At 57.6% G+C, this 24,118-nt stretch carries 20 protein-coding genes and 1 tRNA gene; 7 read left to right on the plus strand and 14 right to left on the minus strand.

Annotated elements, in window-relative coordinates:
* Nucleotides 1-86: 86 nt before the first annotated feature.
* Nucleotides 87-932 (plus strand): DegV family protein, encoded by an 846-nt coding sequence (locus ACO4XG_RS08020; RefSeq protein WP_308509454.1) that lies wholly within the window; start codon nt 87-89, stop codon nt 930-932.
* On the opposite strand, the gene ACO4XG_RS08025 is transcribed toward ACO4XG_RS08020, so the two are convergent.
* The 5 genes from ACO4XG_RS08025 to ACO4XG_RS08045 form a co-directional block, all read right to left on the minus strand.
* Nucleotides 904-1,554 (minus strand): metallophosphoesterase family protein, encoded by a 651-nt coding sequence (locus tag ACO4XG_RS08025; protein WP_308509455.1) that lies wholly within the window; start codon nt 1,552-1,554, stop codon nt 904-906. The genes ACO4XG_RS08020 and ACO4XG_RS08025 overlap by 29 nt on opposite strands.
* A gap of 18 nt (nt 1,555-1,572) precedes the next feature.
* Nucleotides 1,573-3,342, minus strand: coding sequence for a 1-deoxy-D-xylulose-5-phosphate synthase (locus tag ACO4XG_RS08030; RefSeq protein WP_308509456.1), 1,770 nt, complete (start codon nt 3,340-3,342; stop codon nt 1,573-1,575).
* 119 nt (nt 3,343-3,461) lie between these two features.
* Nucleotides 3,462-3,533: transfer RNA gene (locus ACO4XG_RS08035), tRNA-Gln, on the minus strand.
* A 62-nt stretch (nt 3,534-3,595) separates the two neighbouring features.
* Nucleotides 3,596-4,231 (minus strand): HAD family hydrolase, encoded by a 636-nt coding sequence (locus tag ACO4XG_RS08040; protein ID WP_308509457.1) that lies wholly within the window; start codon nt 4,229-4,231, stop codon nt 3,596-3,598.
* Between the two features lie 159 nt (nt 4,232-4,390).
* Entirely contained in the window at nt 4,391-5,008 is a 618-nt protein-coding gene (locus ACO4XG_RS08045) for an ECF transporter S component (RefSeq protein WP_308509458.1), read from the minus strand.
* A 146-nt stretch (nt 5,009-5,154) separates the two neighbouring features.
* Here ACO4XG_RS08045 and pdxR point away from each other — a divergent pair, with 146 nt between their 5' ends.
* On the plus strand, nt 5,155-6,408 hold the full coding sequence (gene pdxR / locus ACO4XG_RS08050) for a MocR-like pyridoxine biosynthesis transcription factor PdxR (protein ID WP_308509459.1): 1,254 nt from the start codon (nt 5,155-5,157) through the stop codon (nt 6,406-6,408).
* Here pdxR and ACO4XG_RS08055 read toward each other — a convergent pair.
* The 9 genes from ACO4XG_RS08055 to ACO4XG_RS08095 form a co-directional block, all read right to left on the minus strand.
* The gene (locus tag ACO4XG_RS08055; protein ID WP_308509460.1) at nt 6,338-8,068 is read right to left on the minus strand and encodes a vWA domain-containing protein; all 1,731 of its coding nucleotides are present in this window, start codon (nt 8,066-8,068) and stop codon (nt 6,338-6,340) included. The genes pdxR and ACO4XG_RS08055 overlap by 71 nt on opposite strands.
* The gene (locus ACO4XG_RS08060; RefSeq protein WP_308509461.1) at nt 8,065-8,988 is read right to left on the minus strand and encodes an AAA family ATPase; all 924 of its coding nucleotides are present in this window, start codon (nt 8,986-8,988) and stop codon (nt 8,065-8,067) included. The genes ACO4XG_RS08055 and ACO4XG_RS08060 overlap by 4 nt, the downstream gene beginning before the upstream one ends.
* Nucleotides 8,989-9,057: 69 nt before the next feature.
* Nucleotides 9,058-10,608, minus strand: coding sequence for a carbon starvation CstA family protein (locus ACO4XG_RS08065; RefSeq protein ID WP_308509462.1), 1,551 nt, complete (start codon nt 10,606-10,608; stop codon nt 9,058-9,060).
* Nucleotides 10,609-10,786: 178 nt separating this feature from the next.
* Complete coding sequence (locus tag ACO4XG_RS08070; RefSeq protein ID WP_308509463.1) at nt 10,787-11,284, minus strand: nitroreductase family protein; 498 nt, start codon at nt 11,282-11,284, stop codon at nt 10,787-10,789.
* Between the two features lie 9 nt (nt 11,285-11,293).
* Entirely contained in the window at nt 11,294-11,920 is a 627-nt protein-coding gene (locus ACO4XG_RS08075) for a HutD/Ves family protein (protein WP_308509464.1), read from the minus strand.
* A gap of 157 nt (nt 11,921-12,077) precedes the next feature.
* Nucleotides 12,078-12,521 (minus strand): hypothetical protein, encoded by a 444-nt coding sequence (locus ACO4XG_RS08080; protein WP_308509465.1) that lies wholly within the window; start codon nt 12,519-12,521, stop codon nt 12,078-12,080.
* A gap of 61 nt (nt 12,522-12,582) precedes the next feature.
* Nucleotides 12,583-14,121 (minus strand): Na+/H+ antiporter NhaC, encoded by a 1,539-nt coding sequence (gene nhaC, locus ACO4XG_RS08085; RefSeq protein ID WP_308509466.1) that lies wholly within the window; start codon nt 14,119-14,121, stop codon nt 12,583-12,585.
* Nucleotides 14,122-14,165: 44 nt separating this feature from the next.
* Entirely contained in the window at nt 14,166-15,698 is a 1,533-nt protein-coding gene (gene hutH / locus ACO4XG_RS08090) for a histidine ammonia-lyase (protein WP_308509467.1), read from the minus strand.
* Nucleotides 15,699-15,936: 238 nt separating this feature from the next.
* Complete coding sequence (locus ACO4XG_RS08095; RefSeq protein ID WP_308509468.1) at nt 15,937-18,774, minus strand: ATP-binding protein; 2,838 nt, start codon at nt 18,772-18,774, stop codon at nt 15,937-15,939.
* 193 nt (nt 18,775-18,967) lie between these two features.
* On the opposite strand from ACO4XG_RS08095, the gene ACO4XG_RS08100 reads away from it, so the two are divergent.
* The 5 genes from ACO4XG_RS08100 (at nt 18,968) to ACO4XG_RS08120 (ending at nt 23,659) form a co-directional block, all read left to right on the plus strand.
* Entirely contained in the window at nt 18,968-20,995 is a 2,028-nt protein-coding gene (locus ACO4XG_RS08100) for a urocanate hydratase (RefSeq protein WP_308509469.1), read from the plus strand.
* 78 nt (nt 20,996-21,073) lie between these two features.
* Nucleotides 21,074-22,318, plus strand: a complete 1,245-nt coding sequence (gene hutI, locus ACO4XG_RS08105) for an imidazolonepropionase (RefSeq protein WP_308509470.1) — start codon at nt 21,074-21,076, stop codon at nt 22,316-22,318.
* 131 nt (nt 22,319-22,449) lie between these two features.
* Nucleotides 22,450-22,782, plus strand: coding sequence for a hypothetical protein (locus ACO4XG_RS08110; RefSeq protein ID WP_308509471.1), 333 nt, complete (start codon nt 22,450-22,452; stop codon nt 22,780-22,782).
* Between the two features lie 78 nt (nt 22,783-22,860).
* Nucleotides 22,861-23,271 (plus strand): RrF2 family transcriptional regulator, encoded by a 411-nt coding sequence (locus tag ACO4XG_RS08115; RefSeq protein WP_308509472.1) that lies wholly within the window; start codon nt 22,861-22,863, stop codon nt 23,269-23,271.
* Nucleotides 23,272-23,338: 67 nt separating this feature from the next.
* Complete coding sequence (locus tag ACO4XG_RS08120) at nt 23,339-23,659, plus strand: hypothetical protein (RefSeq protein WP_308509473.1); 321 nt, start codon at nt 23,339-23,341, stop codon at nt 23,657-23,659.
* Nucleotides 23,660-24,118 lie beyond the last annotated feature (459 nt).

Here is a 24,118-nt window from a genome sequence, read left to right on the forward strand (position 1 = left end):
CAATTTCCGAATGCATCCGTTTTGACGACATACTGCTTTCGCGCTATAATAAAATCACCGATGACATTGTTTTCAGGAGGTCTGCTATGTGGAATATCGTGACCGATTCCAGCTGCGACGACATACGCTTTGAAGAAAAGCGTGAAGATATTCTGTACCAGAGCGTCCCCTTTTACCTCTATACCGATCAGAAGGAATATGTGGACGACGGAACTGTTTCGATTCCGGAGATGATGGCGGACCTGCAAAAGAGTAAGACCGCCCGCACTTCCTGCCCCTCTCCGGCTGCCTTTGCCGAGGCCTTCCGGAAACCCGGCGATGTGATTGCCTTCACCATTTCCTCCGAGCTCTCGGGCAGCTTTCAGAGTGCCGAGACCGCGCGCCTCATGGTCGAGGAAGAGGAACCGGGAAAACGCATCACCGTCTTTAACACGCGGACGGACGGTCCCTCGATTATGCTCTTAATCCGCGAGACCGCGCGCATGATTCTGGACGGCTTGGATTATGCGGAGATTATCTCCCGCATCCCGACCCTCATAGACCGCACCTTCATTGTCTATGCGCTCTCCTCGTTTAACAATCTGATTCGGAACGGGCGCATGAGCCGCCTGACCGGTTTTCTTGCGAATACGCTCGGCTTCTGGGGCATCGGCATCGCGAGCCCCGAGGGAACCATACAAATCAAGGGCAAGGTTCGCGGCACAAAAAAAGTCCTGGACGCAATCGTACAGGACCTGAAAGAAAAAGGACGCGCCGTTCAGGAAGTCGTGATTGTACACTGCCTGAACCAGCCGGTCGCCGAGGCGCTGGCAAGCGCCATTCGGGAGACGTTTCAGACCGCTTCGGTCGAGGTGCGGCCGGCGGGCGGCCTTGACTGCTTCTATGCCGAGCAAAACGGCATGATTATCGGCTATCGCGTTGCAGTGCACTGAGGCGCCGCGCCCGGTCAAGCGCAATCCACTCGAGAAGACCGAGCGGACGGTACTCCGAAAACATACAAAAACAGTTAATCATGAGACAGGGGATGTCCTTTTCGAGGATTTCCCCTGTCTCTCTGTCTCTCTGTGGGCGCTTCGCCGCCTGCGTCTCCGCGATGAAGCGGTTCACAAGCACTTCGTCGAACGTGTCGTGCAGATGGCCGTAGAGCATGACACTCCGCGGTTCCCCCTCTGCGGTCAGCCGGTTCTGCCCGTTGTAGCAAAAAACCGGATAATGCGAGAGTATCACCTTTCTCCCCTCGTCGTGAAATTCCGCGTAGTCCTGAATCCAGTGAAAGCGGCTGCGGTCAAAGGTGCTCTTTTTAAGAAAATAGTCGTGATTGCCTCGAATCAGATAGAGCTCACCCTTCAGCTGCCGCACAATTTCATTGGTCTGCTCGGCCTTCCCCACCGAGAAGTCGCCGAGGATGAACACCTCATCTTTCGGCGACACCGTTTGATTCCAGGCGTCAATCATATGCGCGTGCATTTCTTCGAGGGAGGCAAAGCCCCGGCAGTCCATCTCGCGGTTTAACTTGTCGTGAAAAAAATGTAAATCTGAGATATAGCGCTTCATCCGGCCTCCTCTCAAAGATTATTTCGCCTCGATTGCCGCCGCGCAAGCTTCCGCAAGCTGTTCGGGCGTCATGCCCTGCGCTTTTAAGAGCGCGGAGATGCGGTAGCGGTCATAAAAGGCCTTCGGAAGGCCGCGGAGCAAGACCTTCATCTCGCTGTCTCCGTAGAAGCCCGCCACTTTCGCCCCGAAGCCGCCGGAGAGCAGACCGTCTTCCAGCACCAGCACGGCGCGGTGCTCCTCCCTGAGCGCTTCCAGCAGCGCTTCATCGAGATCCGAGACCACGCCCGGGTTCATAAGAGTCGGGCGTATGCCGTACTTCTCTTCGAACACTGCGGCTGTCTTTTCGCCGAGCAGTCGCATATCGCCGGGAGAGAGAATCGCGAGTTCCTTACCTCGCTGCACAATTTCATAGCGCGCGGGCAGCGAAAAATTCTCCCGTACTGGTACCGTCGCGTGGCAAAGTTCGGTGGAGGGAATCAGGATCGCGACCGAATTTTCTCTCTGCTTCAGGGACCAGCGGAGCATGCTCAAGTACTCTTCGACCGAGGTCGGCGCGAGCACAATGAGTTCCGGGATATTGCAAAGCATCGGGAGTGCCAGTACGCCGCTGTGCGTCACATCGCTCATACCGAAGAGCGAGGCGCTGCCGAGCAATATCGTGACCGGGCTCTTCTGGATGCAAATATCGTGAACCAGCTGGTCGTAGGCGCGCTGTAAGAAAGTTGCCTCTGTAAAGTAGACCGGCTTTGCCCCGCGCTTTGCCGCGCCCGAGGCGATGGCGAGCGCTGTCTGCTCCGCAATGCCGACATCGAGGTACTGCCTTCCGAGCGCAGCGCGGCGCTCGGGCGTTAAATCGATGGTGCCCGGCACGCCGGAAGTCAAAACGAGCACGGCGGGATCTTCCGCCGCTGCCTGTAAGAGAAAGTCTGCGGTCGCCTCCTCATAGCTCTCGCCCTCAAAGCGGAAGTCCGGCAGGGTCTCGCCGCTCTCCCGGTCGAAGGGGAAGTGCCAGTGGAACTCCTCCTTCCGGGTCTCCGCAGGACCATAGCCCTTGCCCTTAAGGGTATTGATGTGGAGCACAACCGGATGATTCAAGTCCTTCACCGCATTCAGTGCCCGAATCAGCGCGCCGATGTCATTGCCCGCCGCCTCATAGCGGTAGTCAAGGCCCATCGCGCGGAACAAGTTATTCTCGGAAGTCCCGTTGCTCTCGCGGAGCGCCTTCAGCGAAGCATAGAGCCCGCCGTGATTCTCGGCGATTGACATCTGGTTGTCGTTCACCAGGATGAGAAACTGCCCCCTGAATTCGCCCGCGGTGTTGAGCCCCTCGAGCGCCTCGCCGCCCGAAAGTGAGCCGTCGCCTATGACCGCGACTACTTTTTCCGTTCCGCCGAGCAAATCCCTAGCCTTTGCCATCCCGAGCGCGAGATCGATTGAGACCGAGGTATGCCCGAGTTCAAAGAAGTCGTGCGGGCTCTCCTTCGGATTCGAGTAGGCCGAGACATCGTCGTAGTGCGCGGGGTCCGTGTAGGCCTCCCGCCGCCCGGTCAGCATCTTGTGCGGATAGGTCTGGTGGGAGATGTCGTAGATGATTTTATCTTCCGGTGAGGAGAATACCGCGTGGAGCGCAATCGTCGCCTCGATAAAGCCGAGATCCGGCCCCACATGCCCCATGTGCCGGCTCGCGCGAACGATGAGCGCCTCGCGCATCTCGGCCGCGAGCACAGTCATCTCTTCTATGCTCAGCTTCTTCACATCCGTAGGGCTGTTGATGTTCTCCAGATACATGTCTCTTACCTCATTTCAAAACACAGTTGCCTGACAGCAGTATTATAAGAGCCGCCTGCGCAAAAGAAAATAAATACCTTGCGAAAAAAACAGCGGGAGCTTGCGCTCCCGCTGCGTGCCTGGGCTGGCCGGATTCGAACCGTCGAGTGAAGGAGTCAAAGTCCTTTGCCTTACCGCTTGGCGACAGCCCAAAATGCCTATTCAGCATAGCAGACTGCCTCCCTTCTGACAAGCCTCAGTTTACCGCTCTGCCTCAGTCCTCTAAGAGTTCTTCGAGGGAGTCGAGCTCGCGGAGCGCCCCGTGAACCCGCCCGAAGCCGTAACGCACATGGTAAAAATCGACGCCGGCCTCCGCAGCCGCGGCCTGATCCATCTCGGTGTCCCCGATGTACACGGCCTCCTCCGGGCTGCGTTCGTTCCGCTCGAGAATCAGCTCTATATTTTCTCCCTTCGGGCGTCTCGTCTCGCCGTAGCAAATGAAATCGCGAATCACGCCGTCCTCGCCGCTGCTTAAATTTCCCGCTGCGAGCAGGGACTCAATATAGCCCTCCTGGCAGTTTGAGACAATGTAGAGTTCCTTGCCGCTCTCATGCAGGGCGCGGAGCGTCTTCAGCACCCCCGGATAAAAATAGCCGCTGTGCGACTCCAGATAGTGAATCTCATGGCGCATGCAGGCGTCCATCATTTCTCTCTGCTCCTCAGGGTCTGCGTCCGGCGAGATGCGCACCGCAATCTCGTCCATCGTGTGTCCCATAAAGCTGTGCATGTCGTCGACCGTGAGCGTCCCTCTCCCCCGTCTCTCTTTCAATACCTCGTTCCAGGAATCCGTGACCACCCGCGCACTGTCCCAGAGCGTCCCGTCCACATCAAAGAGATACACCCGTTTCATTCCGTCCCTCCTGACTGTCTCGCCGTTTTTATCTTGTATAGCCTGTTTCTGCCACTTTGACAACAAGAAAAGCTGCGGCAACCTGCCGCAGCCTAAATCACTGTCAGATATCTCTCTGTCTCTACGCCCCGCTTCCTTGCTTCGAAGCGCCGCATATCTTTACCCCAAGTAGAAGAACTGCCCTGCTTTCTTCAGAACCGGACGCAGCGCCGCATAGGCAATGACCACGACCACAGTGCCCGCGACTGAGTTGATTGCAGTCACTCCGGCCGCCCAGGTCGCCATAATCTTCGACACATCCTGCGGAATGCCGAGCAGATAGGTCTTATAGAGATAGCCCACAATCGGATCCGCAATCACATTAAAGCCGAGCGCGACCGCCGAAGCGAGGAGCGTCCAGAAAAAGAGATATTTTCTGTCGTGATCTTCCGTAATGTGGCCGAGCTTATGTGCGATGAAGCCCGCAATCAAACCGATTAAGAACTTGAGCAAAAAGGTCTTCGGCGCGGACGTCACATACTTCGGATCCATTAAATCCGCAATCGTCATGCCGATGGCGCCCGCAAGACCGCCGTACACGCCGCCCAGGTAGAGCGCCGCGAGCACGCAGAAGGCATTGCCGACATGCAGGGCCACCATACCGCCGCCGGGCGTCGGAATCGGAATTTTCAAAAACGCAAAGGCCGCGTAGCAGAGCGCCGCCATGAGTCCCGTCAATACGATTTTATGAAGTCTCTGATCTGTGTTTGTCGCTGTTGCTATCTGTTTTCCTGTCATGACATCATCCCCCTTTGTTTCGATGAGTACGATTGTAGCGCAAAACTGGATATAAAAAAGATTCAGTTTTCATATTTTTAATGATATCAGTTTGCGATAAAATCATACCAGTCAGCAAAATCACAGCAGCTTGAACGGAGGCTCTCATGCTCACTTACTTCATGGACGCGCGCGGAAAGCAGCGCAAGTACCGCTTTCTCTACCACGCCATACGGCGCGACATTCTCGCAAAGAAACTGCTTCCCGGCGAGCGCCTGCCTTCCAAGCGCGCGCTCGCGGAGCACCTCGGCCTAAGTCTCTCGACCGTCGGCAGCGCCTACGCGGCCCTGCTCGACGAGGGCTATCTCGAGGTCAAGGCGCGGAGCGGCTTTTTTGTCTCCGCACTCACGATTCCGGAAAGCGGCAGTGCAAATCCGGCTGCGACGGCGGACTTGCAACCCGCTCTCACCGCGGAACCGATGCCTGCGCCCGAAGGCCCCGCCGCGGACGCAAACACAACTTCCGCCCCCGCGACTTCCGAAGCCGAAAGCACCGCACCGCACGCCTCCCTCGGCGAACTCGCGGCCGACTTCCCCTTTACGCCCTTCTCCCACATTGTCCGCGATGTGCTGCTCCGCTTCCCGAATGAGCTCCTCGCCCGCCCCGAAAACCAAGGCGTACTTCGTTTCCGCGCGGCAATCAGCGCCTATCTGCTCCGCTACCGCGGCATGCAGGCGGATCCCGCGCAGATTGTAATCGGCTCCGGCACCGAGTACCTCTACGGACTGGTCGCGCAGCTCCTGCCCCGCGCGGCACTCTACGGCATCGAGGCGCAGTCCTATGAGAAGATACGCCTCGTCTACAGCGCCTACGCCCGCCCCTACGAACTCCTGCCGCTCGACGCCTACGGGGTGAGCGCCGAGGGACTCGCTTCCTCCCGTGCCGCTCTCCTTCATGTGACACCCTATCAGAGCTTTCCGAGCGGCGTGACCGCAAACGCCGCGAAGCGCTGGGAATACCTCCGCTGGGCCAAAGAGAGAACTGCTTTTCTCGTGGAGGATGACTATGCCTCCGAGTTTTCGCTCCAAAAAAAGCCGCTGGAGACCATCTATGCGATGGACTCCAACGACTCTGTGATTTACCTCAATACCTTTACCAAAACGCTCGCGCCCTCGATGCGCATCGCCTATATGGTGCTCCCGAAACGCCTCCTCGAAAGTTACCGCGAGCATCTCGGCTTCTACGCCTGCACCGTCCCGGCACTCGACCAGTATGTGCTCGCCGAGTACATGAACCGCGGCTATCTCGAGCGGCGCCTGAACCAGATCCGGCGAAAACTCCGCCTCGCTGCTAAGCAGGATTCGAGAGCGCCCCTTCCAGAAGTTTCCCAGCAGCCGCCGCAAAGCGGTTCAGCGAATTGATCTTCACGAAGTTCTGCCCGAAAATCCGCTGTACATCCGCTATCCCCGCCTCATCTCCGGTGTAGACGCAGAGCGGCGTGATGCCCTTCCCCCGCGCCTGTCTGAGCTCTTCGGCGCAATTCTCGACGGCAGCCTTGCCGCTATAAGCTTGATCCTGCCCTTCGTAGCGTATCTTCACCATATCATTCGGCTTCACATCGCTTAAGACAATCAGAATCTTCCGCTCGGCGGGATACTCTTCCATAAGACCGCAGACCGCGCGATAGGCGAGACCGTCCCGGTTCGCGCCCGCCGTGAAGTAGCGAAAAATCTCCTGATTTTTGCCCCGCTCGCCGTAGTCGAGATACCGGGTCAGCACCGTGTAGCCGCTCATCGAGAGATAGCCCCAGACGCGAAGCGGTACCTTCAGGGCGCTCAGGCTCTCGGCCAGAATGTAAGCCTGCCGCGCGACCAGTTCTGTCCTCTGTTCCTGCGAAGTGCTCGCATCGAGGAGTATGTCCACACTCACCTGGCTCTCGTCACCCGGCAGCCGCTTCGCAAAAATCCGGTTGTCGTTCAGGCAGAGTGCACGGTACAGACGCCCCGGGATCAGCTGCCCGGCTTTGCTCGGAATGTCCACGGGGTCGCGGAGCTGCTGCAGCGCATTTTTAAGATGTTCTCTGAGTTCTGTGACCGCCACATGGTCCCGCGCGAGGTCGCCCTCGTGCGCGCGCTTCGTCTTTTCATAGCGCAGTTCCATTTCGCGGCGCATGCGCTTCGGAAAACCCTTCAGTTTGTCGCGCTCTTCTTTCGGCAGTCGCCCGTCAGTCAGATAGAGGCGGCTCCCCGCGTGGGCACCCGTACAAAATTCGGCCGTAAGTTCCCGCTCCTTTGCTTTTTCGTAGAGCGGCGCGCCGAAGTAGTCGTGAATATACTGCCAAAGCTGCGCCTCGGTCTTCTCCTGATAACGCTCGCCGAAGTTTTTTATGCCCGTCTCACTGCCCTCTTTCGGCAGCGCCTCGCCGAATCCCATCGCGAGTCGCCGCACATTCGGCTGCAGCGGTTCGGCCTCCTCCGCCGTGCGCCGCTTCCGGAAGACAAACTTCGGCAGCGCAAAGCGCCTGTGCTTCTGCGCGGATGCCGGTGCGCCCGGCAAATACGTAAAATAGTGGGCGAGGGTCTTGCCGACTTCCTGTATCCACGCCTCCGTGTCGAGATCTCCCGGCAGCTCCAAGGCCTTTAGCAGCTTCCGGTCCACGAGGTCCGGCAGTCCCGAATCCTCGCCGAGCGCCGTCCGGTAATGTCCCTCCAGAATCCAGCCCTCGCGGCTCTCCGCGATGCTCGGCATGAAATTTTTCAACTGTTCCCTCGCATAGTGTTCGCGGAGCACCGCCGCAGCCGGGCGCTCCGCGCGCATCTTCTCAAAGGTGCTGTTCTCGAGCGCGAGCCAGAACAAGCTCTCATAGACGCCCTGGTCTACGGTCTCATGAAAGCTCTGATAAAATTCCATCAGCCTGTCCCAGTCATAGTAGCGGTGCGCGGCGCCGATGATGCTGTTCCAGTAGAGATCCGCTCTCCCCTTCGCGTCATACATCCGGAAGCCCGGGGATATGCCGTAATTGCCCGCGGCATTCCAGATCAGATTTGCGGCGCGCCGCTTCTCGAATTCGTTCAGTTTCATGCGAAAATACGGCCCGCTTCGAGGCTCTCCGGCAGCCGCGCTGCGACGAGATCGCTGACCAGGGTCTGCTCGTAGCCGTCAAAACATTTGTTCACGACGCCGAGGCGCAGCGCTCTCACCGGCGAAAGCCCGCGCGCCATCATGCCGATGGCGGCAATCATACCGCGGAGATCCAGCGCGCGACTGCTGATCTCGCCGCTCTCGCTCTTCTTTCGGATTTCGTCAAAGAGTGCCGCAAACTGCGCCGCATATTCGGGGCGGAGCGTCGGATATTTGCCAAGCAATAGGCGCTGCACATCGGCCTCCGGAATCACCGGCATCTGAATCACGAGGAAACGGGAGGCAAGTGCCTCGTTTAATTCTCGCGTACCCGCGTAGCCGTAATTCATCGTGCCGATGAAGCGGGTCGCCTCGTGAAGCTGCACGCGGTCATAGCCGGGGATATCGATGACGCGACGAAAGTCGAGAGCCGCGTGCAACACCGCGAGACTCTCATTCTTCGCCATATTGATTTCATCGAGCACACCGAAACCGCCGCACTCGGCCGCGCGAAGCACCGGTCCCTTCCGAAGCTGCACCTCACCGTCCCGAAAAGTGTCCGTCCCGATTAAGCTCGCGGCATCCGCGTTCACATAGAGGGAAATGTCCCAGAGCGGGCGCCCGAAAGCAGCCGCCAGTCCCTCCGCGAGCACATTCTTGCCGCTCGCCTTGCCGCCCGTAAGGAGCAGATGCTCTCCCGCGAGCAGAGCGCTCAGCGCCTCCTCCCAGACCTCCCGGCCGTAGTAGGGATAGAGCGGCACCGGCACACGCGCCGCTTCGGCCTCATCCAGCTTATAGTACTTGCGAAACGCGAGCACCTCATCCAGCAACTGCGCCGAAACCCCCTCGGCGCGCAAAAAATCCAGACTTTCTTCTCTCATCTCTTTTCCTCTCTTCGTCTCAAAATCTGAAAAAAAGAGGCCCGGTCAATGCCGGACCTCTTTCTACTGTCAAAGGGTGTTTGCGGGTCTCTTGCCTCGCACAAAAACTGCGACGGTGTAGAGCACCGCGAGCAGAACGCCGCCGATGTAAGCCGCATTCCACGGAAGGTGGAAACCGATCTTTGCGTTCAGAATGTAGCTGCCGCAGACGATCGTATAGAAGATACCCGGAATCAACGGCATCCAGACATAGGCGCCCTTCTTCTCAATCAGGAGGTAAATCGCAGCTGCTGCGAGTGCAAAGAGTGCCATCGCCTGATTCGACCAAGCGAAGTATCTCCAAAGCTGGTTAAAGCCGTTTGCGTCAAACTTCGACCAGATCAGAATGCCGAAGACCAGCACAAAAATCGGCGTTGCAAGCGCCAGACGGCGCGCGTTGTTATCCTGTTTGATGTGGAAGGTATCCGCAATCGTGAGGCGCAGTGCGCGAAGTGCCGTGTCACCGGAGGTAACCGGGAGCACAATGACACCGATCAGAGCAATCGCACCGCCGACCGGGCCGAGTGCCTTTCGACAGAGCACACCGACCACCGAGGTCGCGGAAATTGCCTTCATGCTACCGTCCGCCGCCTGCTGGAAGTACTTCAGCACGCCGTTGTCAAACTGCATCGTGAGGCCGCCCTTTGCGGCACCCATCTGAATCAGCGCCATCGTACCCGCTGCCCAGACCATTGCGATAAAGCCCTCGACAATCATCATATTGTAGAAGGTCATCTTGCCCTCGTGCTCGCTCTTTATGGTGCGCGCAATCAGTGCGGTCTGCGTCGAGTGGAAGCCCGAGAGAATACCGCAGGCCACCGTCACGAAGAAGATCGGCATAAAGTGACCGAAGGACTTCATATCGCCGACGCCGAAGAAGTAGTCACCGTATGCGAACGCACCGGTGTTCCAGCTGTCCCAGATGTTCACAAGCGGATAGCGGAAGACAACCATCGCGATGAAGACACCGACTGCCGAGAACACGAGAACCGCACCGAAAATCGGATAGACGCGGCCGATGATCTTATCGATCGGGAACACCGTTGCGATGTAGTAGTAGACAAAAATCGCGCCGTAGATGATCCAGGTTGTCGGATCGGTTGCGCCGCCCGAGAAACCGAAGACCTGCGTCGCCGCAATATCGCCGGGCGTATAAATGAAGACCGCGCCAACCAGAAGCAAGAGAACGCAGACAAAGATGTCATAGACCCAGAAGACGCCCTTGTTCGTGTACTTCTTGACCATGTCCGGCATCTGGATGCCGCCGTCTCTCGTGCAGATCATGCCCGCGAAGTAGTCGTGCATCGCACCGCCGATCACATTGCCGATCGGAATCGTAAGCAGCGCAATCGGTCCGAACAAAATACCCTGAATCGGCCCGAGGATGGGGCCGGTTCCCGCAATGTTCAAAAGGTTAATTAACGCATTCTTCCAGGTCGGCATCGGGACATAGTCCACGCCGTCCTGCTTCGCATACGCAGGGGTCTCACGGTTGTCCGGGCCGAAGACGCGCTCACAGAGAGAGCCGTACAAAAATCCGCCACAGATCAGAATCGCGAGGCCAATCATAAATGTTGCCATAACTGTTCCTCCCTTTCCAGACACTTGCAATCCCGAGACTTTGGGATTGATAAACATTTGACAGATTAGTACAGTTCCCTCTGTTTTTCAATATTTGTTTAGAAATCCTTTAGATTTTATACTTATGTATTTCATAACGGTTAGTCGTTTTAAATCTTATTGTTTCATACATTTTTGCTTACACCTCATGGATGCGCGCGGGATCAAAGCGATCCTCCGGCGCTTTTTCCTCCGCGGGATAGCCAAGCGGCAAAACGGAGAACACAAACTGTCCCGCCGGAATTCCCAGAATCTGATTCGCCAGTTTCACGCGATCTTCAAAGGGATACACACCGATCCAGACAGCCCCGAGCCCCTCAGAGACGGCGCCGAGCCAGAGGTGTTCGGTGCAGATTGCCATGTCGGTCGGTGCAACCTCGGCAAAACGCTTGCCCGCCGGGTCGCAGACCGCGACAATCGCGAGCGGGGCTGCGGCGACCGGTCCCGCATAGCGGCTGATTTGCGACAGGGCCTCGAGCTTCTCACGGTCTCTCACGATATAGAACTCCCAGGGGCGCTGGTTTCCCGCCGAGGGCGCTGCCATACCGGCGCGGAGCACTGCCTCCAACTTTTCCGCTTCCACCTCCCGCGCCGCAAACTTTCTCACACTTCTTCTCTCAAAAATTTCTTTCATCATCTCTTCCTCTCAGAGCCTCCGCATCCACGCAAAGGCAAGAATCGTATGTTCCGCGACCGCCAACAGTTCCATATCGGCGAGCGGAAGTCCCGCAGTTTCTCCCTCTTCCGGCGAGAGCAGCAAATAGGCGCCGACCTCTGCGACCCACTCCTTTTCCGCGCTCCGGAGCGCTGCCGCTCCCGCATAGCAGTATAGCAGAAGGGCCTCGCTCTTTGCCGCTTCTGCCGGGAACAGGTCGGCGAGTCGGCAGCTCTCTCCCGCCCCCAGCACGGCCGTTGTCATACCGCCGGTCGCCGCGCCCTTCCGGAGCATCAAATTAAAGTCCGTCACCTCGCCGCGGGACTTGGTCTCGGCCCCGCCGTCGAACTCGAGCACCTCGAGCGCGCCGAGCGCCCGGAAGGCGCCGCCGTTTTGCGAGAGGCGAAGTGCGCCGCTGAGCGGCGTGAGAAACCTCCGGTAATCCGGCAGCGGCGTAAAATCACTCTCGGGAAGCTCCACGGTCGCCGAACTCACGCGCCAGAGAAAATCCCGTCCGGCATAGCTTGCGCCCTCCGGAAAGAGCAAAAACTCTCTGGTCTCCCCGCCGCTCCAGCGGCTCACGCGGTAATCCTTTGCGGTTCTCTTTCTCACCTTCATCGCTTTTCTCCTCCGTTCGACTGAAAAGATGTCTAAAACCGGTTTGTCCGTCATACGCCCCGCCTCTGCTTGCTTTAACTTGTTTCTATACTACGCATTGTAGTCTTTCGCAAGGCGGAAGGAAAGAGCGCCCGGCACGCCGGGCGCTCTTTCCTCTTTACTTTTTCTCCACGCGCTCTATGCGCATTGCGGAATTCTGTTTGCGGGCGAGCAAGAGGATTTTCTCCGCGTCCTCCTTGTCAAAAAAGAGCCGCTTTGTCTTGTCGCCCCGCCGGAAATATAAGGCTGCAAGTGTGGGATGCCCCCTGTCCTCGAGAACCACGGTATCGATCTCATTCCAGGGATAGCACTCGTAGTGCGTCGTGATACGCATCTGATAGAACTGCTCGATTCCCTTTTCGCTCACAACCACCTGCTTGTCCATGAGGAGCGCCAAGAGGTAAAGGGCGCCGAAGAGCAGGGCGATGCGGTAGCGGGTCAGGAGGCCCGCCGCGAGTAAGAGCACCGCGAGGCAGTAGCCTCCGTAAGTGACCCAGCGTTTTCGGGGCCGCAACTCCCGCGCCGTATAGACGACGCCCCCCTCATTCTCCCATGGAAGCATGTGTTTTCCTTTCTGTCTTGATTTGTCTTATCGCTCCGTCTTTCTGCGGAGCAGGGGCACCTTACTTGCTAACCTTCGGCGCCTTGCCCTCCGCGCGCAGTCTCTCAAGATTCTTAAGGGCTACCTCATGCGCCTCTTCGGGTGCGGCCGCCGGCTTATGCATCGTGGTCTTGCCGAAGATATTGGTATACGCGCCGTCTGCCCAGAAGACATTGCGTCCCAGGAAGGCCGTGATTGCCGCATAAATCGGGTTCAGCAGGTTCACGAAAGCGAACGGGAAGTATGCGAAGGGGTGTACACCGAGCACGCCCATCTGATATGCGCCGCAGCCCGTCCACGGGAACATAACCGCCCAGAGGGTGCCGCAGTCCTCGAGGGTTCTCGAGAGCATGTTGCGCGCAAGTCCCATCTCATCGTACTTGTCACTGTAGAGCGGTGCCGGAACACCGATGCCGAGGAACTGGTCGCACATGGTCGCATCGCAGAAGAGCGAGGTGAGCAGGGTTGCAAGCACCAGCTGACCGACCGAGTGCAGTTTATTCTTGAGGCCGCCAAACAGCGCGTCGACGCAACCGCAACGCTCCAGCGCACCGCCGTAGGCGACTGCAAGGAGTATCAGGTTGATGGTCCACATCTGGTGATCCATACCGCCGCGGTTTAAGAGCTTGTCCGCGATTTCGTTTCCGGTCTCAACCGTGATGCCGTAGTGCAGCGTGTTGAAGATAGTGCCGATGCCGGTCATACCCTGGAAAATCGCCGCAAAGAGCACGCCGCAGAAGACCGAGACGGCAATACCGACCAGACCCGGGAGCTTCATCACGCAGGCTGCGATGACCACGATAATCGGAATCAGCAACAGCGGGTTGATGTTGAACTTCGAAGCGAGCGCAGTCTGCAGACCTGCTGCAACCTCCGGGTCGTAGCCCGCGGTGTTGATGTTGATGCCGAGTATTGTATAGAGAATCAGGGCAATCACAAAAGTCGGCGCCGTCGTGGAAACCATTGCCGTCACGTGATCGAAGAGTCCCGTGCCGGCAACCGCCGCCGCGAGGTTGGTGGTATCCGAGAGCGGCGAGAACTTATCGCCGAGGTATGCGCCGGAGATAATCATACCGGCGGTGATTGCGGGGTTGATGCCGAGCCCCGCACCGATGCCGAGGAAGGCAATACCGATGGTCGCCGTTGCGGTCCAGGAAGAACCGCAGGCAAGACCTACAATCGCGCACATGATGCAGCCGACCGGCAGGAAAAGCCGCGGGGTCAGAAGATCCAACCCGTAATAGATGACAGCCGGGATGGTTCCCGACATGATGAAGGATGCAACCAGAATACCGACGGTGCAGAGAATCAAAATTGCTTCCATCGTCGCATTCAGACGATCCAGCATACCTGCAAGCATATCCGAGAAGCTGTGGCCGCAGAGGCCGCCGATGATGCAGGCGACGCAAATCGATACGACCAGGGGCATATGCGCATCCGTATAGCCCGTCTTTCCGACATACCCGAGTAACATGAGTCCCATCATGACGACGATGGGAATAAGCGCCTCAATGAAATTCGGCAGTCTTACTTTCTTGCTGCCTGTCTTTGTCTCTTCCATACTCTCCTCTTTTCTGTTTGATTGCGCCTCAGAGCGCTCTTTTGTCAGACTTCCAGTTCTCCGCCGATGGCCGCCTCAACCGCCCGAATCAGGGAGCCGTCCGTGAGAATCCGCTCGCAGTAGTTGATATCCTCGTAGAGCTCTCTGTCATCGTCGAGGTATGCGCACCCCTTCCGCACGAGGTCATACGCCGCCTGCGTGCCGCGTCCCAGTCCCTTGTTGCCGCGCATATCAATGCCCTGGCAGGCAACCATGAGTTCCATCGCGAGGACTCTGCGCACATTCTTGCCGATTTCCGCTGCCTGGCGCGCCGCAATGGTGCCCATGCTGACATGGTCCTCCTGACCGGCCGAGCTCGGGATGCTGTCCACGCTCGCCGGATGTGCGAGAACCTTGTTCTCCGAGACCAGAGCCGCCGCCGAATACTGCACAATCATGAAACCGGAGCAGACGCCGCCGTGCGGGGTCAGAAAAGCCGGCAGTGCCGAGTACGCAGGGTTCACCAGTCTCTCGATGCGGCGCTCCGAGACATTTGCAAGCTCTGCCTCCGCAATCTTTAAGAAGTCAAACGGCAGTGCCATCGGCTGGCCGTGGAAGTTACCGCCGGAAATACCGGCTCTGTCCTCTTTGAAAATGAGCGGGTTATCCGTGACCGAGTTAATCTCAATGTCCACTCTGCCCTGCACATACTTCACCGCGTCCTTCGAAGCACCGTGAATCTGCGGGCTGCAGCGGAGCGAGTAAGCGTCCTGCACGCGAATCTCACCCTGACGGGTCGTATTCTTCGAGTCTGCGAGCAGACGGCGCAGGTTCTTTGCGGTCTTGCCCTGGCCCTCGTGCGGGCGAATCGCATGGACTCTGTCCTCGAGTGCATCCATGACACCGTTCTGCGCCTCAAAGCAGAGCGCATCCGCAATGTCGGCAATCTTTAAGAGCTGTGTCGCATCGTGAAGTGCGAGAGCGCCGACCGAAGTCATCGCCTGGGTGCCGTTGTTCAGCGCAAGCCCTTCCTTTGCCGAGAGTTCAACAACCGGAATGCCGGCTCTCTTCATCGCCTCTGCGCCGGAGAGCAACTCGCCCTCGTAGTAAGCCTTGCCGAGTCCCAGCATCACGAGAACCATGTGCGAAAGCGGCGCCAAATCACCGGATGCGCCGAGCGAACCCTTCTCGGGAATGAACGGTGTCACGCCCTTGTTGAGCATCGCAATCATGGTCTCAAGCGTCTCGAGGCGAATGCCGGAGTACCCCTTCGAGAGATTGTTGATGCGGAGCAGCAGCATGCCGCGCGCCACATCCTCCGGGAAGGGATCGCCCGCGCCGACCGCATGCGTGATAATCAGGTTCTTCTGCAGTTCCTTGCACTCGTCCGTGCTGATGACGACATCGCTGAACTTGCCGAAGCCCGTCGTAATGCCGTAGACCACCTTTTTCTCGGCGACCAGATCATCGACAATTTTCCGGGAAGCCAGAACTGCCTCTCTGCTCTCCGGCGAGAGCTCCACGACCGCGTGTTCCCGGCAGACCGCAACAATCTGCTCCACGGTCAGATCTTGTCCGGTAATCAGAATCTTCTCCATCTCTCTATGTCCTCCTGTCTGCAAAGCTGTGTGCTTTCAGCAATTTTTTCAAGTACAGTCTACAGAAGTCCCGTCAAAAAAGCGTCTATTTATGTTTTTTTAGAGAAATATTTGTGGAAAAATTTAGGAATTGCCGCTCCGCTCTGTCCGCCGCAAAGTGACACTGCATCAATCCGAGTCCGCAAAATAGGACAGCGCAGCCGACTGCCCCTCTCAATTACATGCAAAAAGGGCGGGACTACCGCCCCTCTGCGCGCGCAAGCGCGACCTCTGCTTCCCGAAGCAATTCTTCCGTCTCCGGATTCCGGATTCGCTCCGCTATGTAGCGGGCCTTTTTGAGATGTTCCGCCGCTGCCGCAGTCTGTCTCTGTCGGATTGCCAGCAGCGCGAGGTAGCACTCGGTTCGCTCGAGCCCCCAGCGATAGTTGCTCGCCGTGAGGATGCCGGCAGCCCGGGTCAGGTATTCGCCGCTCTCGGCATCCCGCCCGAGCAGATAGAGCAGCTGCCCGATGCCGGAATAAATCTGCGCCATCCCGTTTGTCTCTCCGGAGACACTGCCGATGGTCGCGGCGTCCCGGTAGGCGGCGAGCGCCGCTTCGAGCTTGCCCTGCAACCGCTCAATGTCTCCGCAGTAGGCAATGCAGGCCGCAATGCTCGCGCGGTACTTCGGAGACTTCTCCGCCTGTTCCGCTTCGAGCGCCTCAAACGCACTGCGCGCTTCCCGAAGCGCTGCATTCGCCGCTTCAAACTGCCCCCGTCTTAACAGGCACCAGCCGCAAAGACGCCGAAACGCCGCGTGCATCTCGGCGTGACCTTCCGCCGACTCTTCTAATCCGAGCGCTGTATAGCGCTCCGCTTTTTCGAGGTTTAAAGTCTGAATGCCGTGAAAAATATGCTGCAGATAACAGGAAAAGAGCATATCGAGGTCCGCGTAGCGCCGCGCCGCCATCATGCACTGTTCGATCGCCGCGATACCGCTGTCGTAGTGTCCGGCCGCGATGTCGTGCCGCCCGAGAATATATAACATCTGCATTTTCATGCGGCTCACTTCGGGCGAATTGTCCTCGAGGCGTATCACGTTCTTGGCGAGCTCCAGCATCTTCTCCGCCTCCGCGAGCGCGCCGAACTGCCCGTCGAGATCGGTGATCTCCGAGTGCACAATCGGAAAGTTCTCGTTCAGTATCGTATAGAACTCCTGCAAATAGCGAATCTGGTAGCCGTAGGCCTTGACCGGGCAGAGGGCACGCATCCAGTGGTGCGCAATGACAGGCAGTGCTGCGTAGCGCCCGCCTTGTGTACGCTCATAGTACTCGGCGAGCATGCGGTGATAAAGCCGCGTGCGCCCCGCGCTCTGCTGTTCATAGAGATATTCCTGGAAGACACGGTGCACAAACTTGTAGCAGACCTCAAATCCGACCGTGAGCTCCTGAATCAGCCGGTTGCCCTCGAGACTCTCGAGATGCCCGAGTAGTTCCAGACGATTCATATGCGGCAGGAGGTACTCGAGTTCTTCCATATTGATTTTTTCCGGAAAGATTGCCATGCAGGAGAGTACCTCTCGCTCGGCGCCCGTGAGACCGGAGAGTCTGGCCGCAATCAGACGGTCAATCTTGGGGGTCTTCCGGAGCACAAAGCCCTTTTCCCGAATCAGCGCAATCATCTCCTGTAAAAAGAAGGCATTGCCCTCAGTCATCTCATAAAGCGCGGCGAGGCGCTCAGGCGTCTCCCGGAATTCCGGAAACACGCGGAGCACAATGCGGTCAGACTCCGCCCGCGAAAACGGCTTCAGCGCGAGAAACCGGACGCGATCCTCGCGAACCGGGCGCTCCAGCTGCCGCACAACTTTTGCCTCCTCCTGCCCCTGGTAAGTGCAGATCAGCCGAAGCTGTGCGGCGTCGAGACTCTGCAACAACTTTAGGAGCAGACGGTAACTCACCTCATCCATCCACTGAATTTCATCGATGGTGATGAGCACGCGCTTTTTCCGGCACAGAGACTGCAAGAGACCCAGGAGCCGCTGCTCCACCGCCTGGTAGCGGAGATAGCCGCTGCCCTCCTCCACGCCGCCCGCAAGTTCGGCAATCGTCAAAGCAGTCTCCTCCTCCGAAATATCGCCGAGCTTCCCCTCCGCGGCGAGCTGACGCAGCTCTTCAAAGATATCGCCGAACGGACTCAGGAAAAACTCGGCGCCCTGGCGGTAACAGATTGCGTGGAGCGCAAGCATCCCGTTCCCCGCCGCGAGCTTCCGGCAGGCATCGAGAAAACCGGTCTTGCCGCATCCCTCTTCGCCCTCAATCAGGGCGATACTCTTTGTGCCGCCCGCCTGCAAAAAACCGCTGATTTCGAGCAGTTCTTTTTCGCGGCCGATGTGGCCCGGACCGCTGCTCTTCTCCTCGACCGGCGGAAGTTGCTCTTTCATGGTAAAAATCTGCTGAAACAGCTGTGTCGCCTCGTGGGAGGGGGCTGTCTCGAGCTCCTCGCGGAACAGTTTTTCCATGTCGCGATACAGGCGGAGCGCCATGTGATGCTGCCCGCAGGTCGCATAGCGCTGCATGAGTTCCAGATATAAAGCCTCGTTAAACGGGTCTTCCGCGAGCAGCACTTTTGCCGCGCGCTGCATCCCCGCGACATCCTCCTCTTGATAGGCCACCTCATACTGCTGTCTGGCGACTGCGCTGTCCTGCCGCTGCCGCTCACTGCGGACACCCTCGGCCCATTCCTCGAACTCGTAGCAGTTCTTCACAAAAAAATGCTCGAGAAACGGTGCGTCGCAGCGCGATAAGTCGGTCGAGAGCCGCACCTCTGCGGAGAGGGCGAGTTCCGCGTTTCCCTGACTCGTCAGCACCTCGCTGCCGAGCTGACGCCGCACCTGATAGACCGCGTCCCTGAGTTTTTTTCTGCCGGTGCTCTCCTCTTCGTCGCCCCAGAGCAGATGAATCAGCTCCTCGCGGCTTGCGCGCTGCCGGTAGGCAAGGTAATAGAAAAAGGCCTCTGCCTTGCGGTACGGAAAACTCACGCGGGTTCCGTTTCTCCGAATCTCCGGATTGCCCAGAAACCGAATCTCGATTGTCTCCAACTTCCCTGCCTCCTCTTTCATTCTGCCCTTATTATAGGAGCGAGCCGACAGCAAAGTCCAGCATAACCGTCAAATTTAATCCTTTTATTCCTCCGAAATTAGACGTTTTTTCGACTCTACCCGTTTATACTGGGTCTCAATCATGAAATAGTTCTGACTGTGTTTGCACGATCTGCAGAAAGGAAGGTGCCCCATGACCAACCAGGAAATCGGCGCTTGCATGACCATCAAGCTTGACGCTGTGCTCCCCGAATATCCGAAATTCGACCCGAAGCTTCGCCGCGCACCGCGGCGAGACCTCGAGCTCTCCGATCACGAGAAAAAGCTAGCGCTGAAAAACGCGCTCCGCTATGTTCCGGAAGAGCTCCACGAGGCGCTCGCGGACGAATTTATGGAAGAGCTTTTGACCCACGGCCGCATTTACGGCTACCGCTTCATGCCGAAGGAGCCGTTGCACGGCAAGCCGATCGATGAATACCGCGGCAACTGCCTGCAGGGCAAGGCGTTCCAGGTCATGATTGACAATAACTTAAGCCCCGAGATCGCGCTCTATCCCTACGAGCTCGTGACCTACGGCGAGACCGGCTCGGTATGCCAGAACTGGATGCAGTATCAGCTCTTAAAGAAGTACCTGGAGGCGCTGACCGACGAGCAGACCTTAGTCGTGATGTCCGGCCACCCGCTGGGTCTCTTCCACTCCCACAAGCAGGCGCCGCGCGTCATCATCACAAACGGTCTGCTGGTCGGCGAGGCGGATAACTTAAAGGACTGGACCCGCATCACCGCGATGGGCTGCTCGAGCTACGGTCAGATGACCGCAGGCGGCTGGATGTACATCGGCCCGCAGGGCATTGTCCACGGCACCTTCAATACGATTCTGAATGCCGGCCGTAAGTATCTCGGCGTACCGGCGGATGGCGATCTCGCAGGCCACCTTTTCGTGACCAGCGGTCTTGGCGGCATGAGCGGCGCTCAGCCGAAGGCAGTCGAGATTGCGGGCGGCGTCGGCATTGTCGCGGAAGTCGACTACTCCCGCATCGAGACCAGACACAGCCAGGGCTGGGTCTCCAAAGTCGCGGAGACCCCCGAGGAAGCGTTCCGCTTCGCACACGAGTCCCTCGAGAAGAAGGAGCCCATGTCGATTGCCTTCCACGGCAACATCGTGGATCTCCTGCAGTACGCGGTCGATCACAACGAGAAGATCGAACTTCTCTCCGACCAGACCTCCTGCCACGTCCCCTACGACGGCGGCTACTGCCCGCAGGGCATCAGCTTTGAGGAGAGAACGCGTCTTCTCGCCGAGGACAGAGAACAGTTTATCAAGCTGGTCGATGAGACCCTGACAAAGCACTTCCACCTGATTCAGAAGCTCGTGGAGCGCGGCTCCTACTTCTTTGACTACGGCAACTCCTTCATGAAGGCCATCTTCGACGCGGGCAACCCGGAAATCGCAAAGAACAAGCGCGACACGACCGAGGGCTTCATCTTCCCGTCCTATGTCGAGGATATCATGGGTCCGATGCTCTTTGACTACGGCTACGGTCCGTTCCGCTGGTGCTGCCTCTCCGGTAAGCACGAGGATCTCTTAAAGACCGACCACGCAGCCATGGAAATCATAGATCCGAACCGCCGCTTCCAGGACAGAGACAACTGGGTCTGGATTCGCGACGCGGACAAGAACAAGCTGGTCGTCGGCACCCAGTGCCGCATTCTCTACCAGGACGCGCTCGGCAGAAGAGACATTGCGCTCCGCTTCAACGAGATGGTGCGGAACGGGGAAATCGGACCGGTCATGCTGGGCCGCGACCACCACGACACCGGCGGAACGGATTCTCCCTACCGCGAGACTTCCAACATCTACGACGGCTCACAGTTCACGGCTGACATGGCAACCCACTGCTTCGCCGGCAATGCGGCGCGCGGCATGAGCCTGATTGCACTCCATAACGGCGGCGGCGTTGGCATCGGCAAGGCCATCAACGGCGGCTTCGGCCTGGTTCTCGACGGCAGCGAGCTCACAGATCAGATTATCCGCGAGTCGATTCCGTGGGATACCATGGTCGGTGTCTCCCGCAGAAACTGGGCGCGGAACGAGCACTCCATCGAGACGGTTGCGGCCTACAACGAAAAGTTCAAGGACAGCGACCACATCACCATGCCCTATATTGCGAGCGACAGCCTTGTCGAGCAGGCATTCCGGCGCGCAACCGAAAAGCACTGAGTTTTCACTGCGGCGCAGTTCCCCTGCGCCGCGGTTTTTATTTGACAGCACATTAACTCTCTGAGGAGGACAACGCATATGAAGCGAACTTACATCCGCCGCGCAGCAGAGCTCGTGACCTGCAGCGGCGACAAGGCAAAGCACGGCAGCGAAATGAAAGAGGTCGGCATCATCAAAAACGGTGCCGTTCTGATTGAGGACGGACACATTGCCCTGGTCGGCAGCACCGAGGACCTCGACAAGAAAGTGGATTTCCAGGCGGCGGAGCTCATCGATGCGGGCGGACAGGCAGTTCTGCCGGGCTTCGTGGATTCCCACACTCACTTTCTCTTCGGCGGCTATCGCGCCGATGAATTCGGCTGGCGCCTGCAGGGTGAGAGCTATCTCTCGATCATGGAAAAGGGCGGCGGTATCAATGCGACCGTGACCCCGACCCGCGCTGCCTCGGTCAAGGATTTCGTGGCAGTCGGCAAAGAGCGGCTTGACACCATGCTCCGCTTCGGTGTGACCACGGTCGAGGGCAAGAGCGGTTACGGCATGGATAAGGACACCGAACTCCGCATGCTCCGCGCAATGAAGATACTCGACGAGAGCCACCCAGTCGATGTGGTGCGCACCTTTTTAGGCCCCCACAGTGTACTCCCCGAATGGAAGGGCAAGGAGCGCGCGTTTCTCCGGTACATGCTGACCGAAGTCATGCCGGAGGTAAAAAAAGAAGACCTTGCGGAATTTGCCGATATCTTCACCGAGACCGGCGTCTTTAACATCGAGGACTCTACCTGGTACCTGCAGGAGGCAAAAAAACTCGGTTTCCGCCTGAAAGTCCATGCGGATGAGATTGCAGAAAACTTCGGCGGCTCCGAGATGGCGGTGCGCTGCGGCGCACACTCCGCAGACCACCTCTTGAAGGCCTCCGATGAGGGCATACGTCTTCTCGCAGAGGGCAACACGATTGCGACTCTCCTGCCGCTCACGGCCTTCTGCTTAAAGGAACCCTATGCACCCGCGCGGAAGCTGATCGACGCGGGCTGTGCGGTCGCACTCGCCTCGGATTTGAATCCCGGCAGCTGCTTCAGCAATTCGATTCCGCTCCTCATTGCGCTCGGCTGTATCTACATGAACATGCGGATTGAAGAAGTCGTCACGGCACTCACTTTAAACGGCGCGGCGGCAGTCGGCAGAGAGAAAGAAATCGGCAGCATCGACCCGGGCAAGCAGGCGGACCTCATCTTCCTGCACTATCCCTCAATTCAGTTCCTGCCCTACCGGACCGGCGTGAACATCGTGTCCCGCGTCATGAAGCGCGGTGAGCTCGTCATTTGAGTGGCGCTACTGTTTTGATTCTGACAGTTTTCTTACACCTTGCTTAAACTTATTGTTTTTTCTCCCTTCTGTACTATGCTAAATATATACAAAAGAGCTGCGTGCAACCGTTTTCGGAAGGAGGGACCAATATGAGTCCGGCAAGTCGGAAGAAACTCTGTTTCGTCGCATTTTATCTCTATGTTGCTTCTATTGTGACGGCGCTTCTCTTGTCCTATGCGCCCATCGATCCGCTGCTTTGCATCGGCCTGAAGGTGCTGCTCCTCTTCCTCGCGCTCTTCTTCTATGCGCTGCACGCGAAGAACAATGAGAACCATGTCTACCTGGATCCGAAGGCACTCCGCGCAGCGGGGGACCCGCGCTATCTGCTTTACTTTCTGGTCGCGCGGCTTCTGCCCGCCTACTACATCTTCCGCCTCGTTCTGATTCTGTTCACGATGGATGTGGAGACAACCTACGACTGAGTCTCTGAAAAAAACAGCTTGTTCTTCCCCCCCCTTTTCGGTATACTTTTAGGATTCACACGAAGAGGGGGGATTGTTTTGTTAATCTCAAGGGAACTCGACTACGCGCTCCGCATTCTGCGCGGTCTCGGCGACGGCGATATGCACACCATGCGCGCACTCTGCGAAGAAGAACTGATTCCGCAAAAATTTGCTTATAAAATCATACGAAAGCTCGCGGCCTCCGACTATATTCACGCCGTGCGCGGCGTGGGCGGCGGCGTGCGCCTCACGGCGGATCTCTCCGCGCTCACGCTCTTTGACCTTCTGAAAGTCTTTGAGCCGGAAGAGCGCGTGAACCACTGCACCGCCGGCGGCTACTGCTGCGAGTGGATCGAGGCGACGCAAAAGCCTTGCCAGACCCGCGCCTACCTCGCCGATCTGGAGTCGAGACTGACCCGCGAATTGAAGCGGGATTCGCTCGCAACCATGCTCTTCGGAAAACAATAATCAATCTGTTTTGCGGAATGCATTTCGAAGCGTCCGGTTGATTTCACCGAAACAGGAGGTTTCTGCTATGTCCGGTGCAAAGCAACTCTATATTTTCTCTGTGGTGCGCGTACTCACCGCAAATCTCAGCGTTCTGGCAGGCGCGTTTTGCATTGCGCTCGACCGGAAAATTCCGCTGTTTGCGCTTGCCGGCCTCTTGTTCTGCCTGTCCGAAGTGCTGCGTTTCAGGTGTAGGAAGCTTGCAGCCCGAAATCCAAACGCGGCGGATGGGAACCCCAAGCTAAAAGCCCTGCAGCGCTTTGAACAGAACCATCAACAGTCCGTCTACATGCTGCTGCTCTGGGGAAGTATTCTGATCTCCCTGATTCGCGACAATTTCAGAAACTGAGACACCAAGCGAACCGCTTTCCGCACAAAAAGAGGCTAAGCGGACAAAAAGAGTTGGTGCTGGCTCCAGAGTTCGGGGTAGGGAGTTGTCCTATGGAGTTCATTCCATACGATTGCATCACCCCACATCGGGATTGAACTCTCCACCTTTTTCTGTTGCGAGAGTCTTTTGTATATCTCTGCAATACTTCCATCTGTCGGCATTACCTTTAACAGTTCCTTTGCAGAAAGCGGCTCTGGTGAGTGTATATAGCGTCACCGGAAAGCCGCTCTTATTCGTCTCTTTGTTTCACCGAAGATGTAAGCAGCGAAAAGCCTTGTGTATCAGGGGTTTGAAGCACTTTTTACCAACTCTTTTTGTCCACCCTTCATCTTGTTTTAAAGAAGATGAAAACCCCGCAACGCTTGATTCTACTAGCGTTGCGGGGTTTTCTACCAACTCTTTTTGTCCTATAACTCC

This window comes from Stomatobaculum sp. (assembly GCF_057248925.1).